This is a genomic window from Kitasatospora sp. NPDC087271 (assembly GCF_044744605.1).
Lineage (GTDB): Bacteria > Actinomycetota > Actinomycetes > Streptomycetales > Streptomycetaceae > Kitasatospora.
Window position 1 is genome coordinate 1 of the sequence record NZ_JBIUYQ010000057.1, and the last position, 3,181, is coordinate 3,181.

Here is a 3,181-nt window from a genome sequence, read left to right on the forward strand (position 1 = left end):
AAAGCTACCTCGCCGGCCTTCACCTCCGCGGCGCAATGATCTGGATCAAGGACCTCACCCGAACCCATTGATCACGACCGAATACGCGGCCTAGTACTCCAGTGAGAGTTCTCCATGTGCTCTGGTCAGCGGCTTGGGGACGGTGAGTGTAGCGAGGTCGAGGCGTGGGTGGGGCGGTTTTGATGTGGCGGTCCCACCCGCGGGTGGCCGCGCCGCATGTAGTGACAGCGGCGGGCGTGTGCTTGGTGACGGCGTCTCCACCGCGACCATGTCACTGCGTGGCTCCGGTCCGGAGAATGGTGGTGGGGTCGAGTTGCCAGCAGACGGCGAATCTCGGCTGGCGTGAGGTCCACGAGCTCGGGCGTGTCGGGATCTCCTTCCCCTTTTTTCGTTCCTGGGCGGCCAGGACGGCCAGGAACGTGTGGGCGAGCTGTCGGTACCAGCCCACGTAGCGGCGCACTTCGTACTGGTCCAGGCCGCACTCGTTCTTCGCGCTCTGAAAGCACTCCTCGATCTTCCAGCGGCAACCGGCGACACGGACCAGGTCCGCAACCGTGGCCTTCAGCGGCGCGCAGGCGAGGTAGTAGGCGATCTCGTCGGGCCGGGCGATGCTGCGGCGGGCCAGCATCCAGCGCTGGCGGGTGGGTTCGTCGCCGTCGAACTCCCTGACAGCGGGCAGGCGGGCGGCGGCCCAGTCGTAGAGGCGCTCGCCTTTGGCGCCGGATCCGGCGGACAGCCTCTGCCAGGCTTCGGGCGGGGCCTGCGCGATGAGGTGGTCGATGCGCGGGCCATGGACCTGTTGGGACTTGGGAACCGCCACCACGTAGGAGAGTTGGGCGTCTTCGAGGAAACGTCGGAAGTGCGAGTCCTGGCCGTAGGCGGAGTCGGCTGTGACCCAGGCGATGGGCAGGGGCGAGGCCAGCGCGCGCGTGATCATGGTGCGGGCCAGCTCGCCTTTCGTCGCGAAGGCGCGCTCGTCGGGGATCCGGGCGGCTCGGCATCGTTCCCGGTCGTCGGTCCAGGACTTGGGCAGGTAGAGCTCCCGGTCGACCAGGGCGTGGCCGCGACTGGTGGCGTAGGCGGCGAAAACCCCGATTTGGCAGTTCTCGGTGCGGCCGGCCGTTCCGGAGTATTGACGCTGGACTCCGGCGGAGACGGCTCCCTTCTTCACGAAGCCGGTGTCATCGATGATGAACACGCCGTCCAAGGAGCCGAGTTGCTCGGCAGCGTAGGCCTGGAGATCGTCGCGGACCTCGTCCGCGTCCCAGCGACTGCCCGCCAGCAGATGCTGAAGGCCATGGGGTGCCTGGTGCCCGGCATACTCGGCCAACTGCCAGCTGTTCTTGCGGCCTACCGGGCCCAGCAGCCCCCGCACGTAGTCCCTCATCCGGCGCCGGGGCTCCACCCGCGTGAAGCGGCCCCCGATCCGTAGGAAGAGCTCGTTGAGTTCCCGGTCCCACGCATCTGTCGGCAGATCATCGCTCACACCGATGCTTTCTCCCCGCTGCTGTCACTACATGCGGCGCGGCCACCCGTGGGCGGGACATCCACGTCAAAACCGCCCCACCCACGCCTCGACCTCGCTACACTCACCGTCCCCAAGCCGCTGACCAGAGCACATGGAGAACTCTCACTGGAGTACTAGTAGGGCTTGGTCAGGTTTGTATGGATGTGGGTATGTCGCGGTGGCAGGTGGGGCAGGCGCCGGCCCAGGTTGCGAGGAGGAACTGCATTTCGCGGACGACCTGGTAGAGACTCAGGCCGGTGCCGTTTCTTTTGGGGCACGGGCCAGCCTCCGCAGGGTGCAGAAGGCGTGGGCGAGGGCGACGAGGGTGACATGGTGGTGCCAGCCGTTGAAGGTGCGGCCCTCGAAGTGGGCGAGTCCCAGGGCCTGTTTCATCTCCCGGTAGTCGTGCTCGATGCGCCAGCGGAGTTTGGCCAGGCGGACCAGGGTGGTCAGCGGGGTGTCGGCGGGCAGGTCGCAGAGCCAGAACTGCACCGGCTCGGGCTCCTTGGCGGGCCACTCGGCCAGCAGCCAGCACTCGGGCAGTTCCGCACCGTCGGCCCGGTCGCGGATCTCCCGTCCGGCGGGTCGTACCCGCAGCGCGACGAACCGCGAGTACATGCGCTTGCACCCCGTGCGACCCCTGCCCGGGCGTGAGCCCTCGCGCCAGGACACCGGCCTGGCCGCACCGCGTCCCGCCTCGATGACCAGCGCCTTCACGCTCTTCGCCGGATCGGGATACCGGGCCACCGGCGGCCGTCCGGTCCCGCTGTAGGGCGGGGTGAGGGACCGGGCGGAGCCCGGCTGGGCGCTGAGGGTGGTGGAGATACCCACGACGTAGTTCATCCCGCGCTCGTTCACGCCCAGCCGGAACGCGGCCGTGTCGCCGTAGCCGGCGTCCGCGACGGCCAGCGGGACATCCACGCCCCAGGAACGGGTCTCGTCGATCATGTCCAGGGCGAGCTGCCACTTCTCCACATGCCCCAGGTCCGCCGGGATGCCGCACTGCTGGCGGCGGGCCACCTTGAGCGGATCGGCCTTGTCGGAGGCAGGATCCCAGGACCTGGGGAGGAACAGCCGCCAGTCGACGGCGGAGGAGGCTTGGTCGGTGGCCAGGTGCAGCGAGACGCCCACCTGGCAGTTGGTCACCTTGCCCGCGGTTGCGGTGTACTGCCTCGACACGCACGCGGAGGCGTCCCCGTCCTTGAGGAACCCCGTGTCGTCGATGATCAGCGCCGTCGGCTTCAGCTCGGCTTGCATCCTCCAGGCCAGCCGGGCCCGCACATGCGCCGGGTCCCACGGGCTGGTGGTCACGAAGTGTGCCAGCGCCTGCCGGTTGCCGTCCTCACCGAGCCGCGCGGCCATCGGCTCCACCGACTTGCGCCGCCCGTCCAACAGCAGTCCCCGCACATACGCCTGCCCCCAGCGATGCTGATCCGCGCGCGTGAACGCCTCGAACATCTCCGCCGTGAACGCCGCCAGGTCCTCCCGGACCCCGGCCATCTCCTCAGGTGTCACACACCACCAACGACACAACCCACCAACAGACACGCCACTACTGCACAAACCTGACCAAGCCCTACTAGAAGGCTGATGAAGATCTTGGTGTGATCGGGGCTGCCGCCGTCAGGCGGCAGCCCCGATCTGCCAGGTGGTGCCGTTGTGGGTGAGTCCGAG

General features: G+C 68.3%; 2 protein-coding genes. Both read right to left on the bottom strand.

Annotated elements, in window-relative coordinates:
- Positions 1-271: 271 nt before the first annotated feature.
- The gene (locus ACIO9K_RS37865; RefSeq protein ID WP_400336455.1) at positions 272-1,486 is read right to left on the bottom strand and encodes an IS701 family transposase; all 1,215 of its coding nucleotides are present in this window, start codon (positions 1,484-1,486) and stop codon (positions 272-274) included.
- A gap of 270 nt (positions 1,487-1,756) precedes the next feature.
- Positions 1,757-3,007, bottom strand: a complete 1,251-nt coding sequence (locus ACIO9K_RS37870; protein ID WP_400336457.1) for an IS701 family transposase — start codon at positions 3,005-3,007, stop codon at positions 1,757-1,759.
- Between the last annotated feature and the right edge of the window lie 174 nt (positions 3,008-3,181).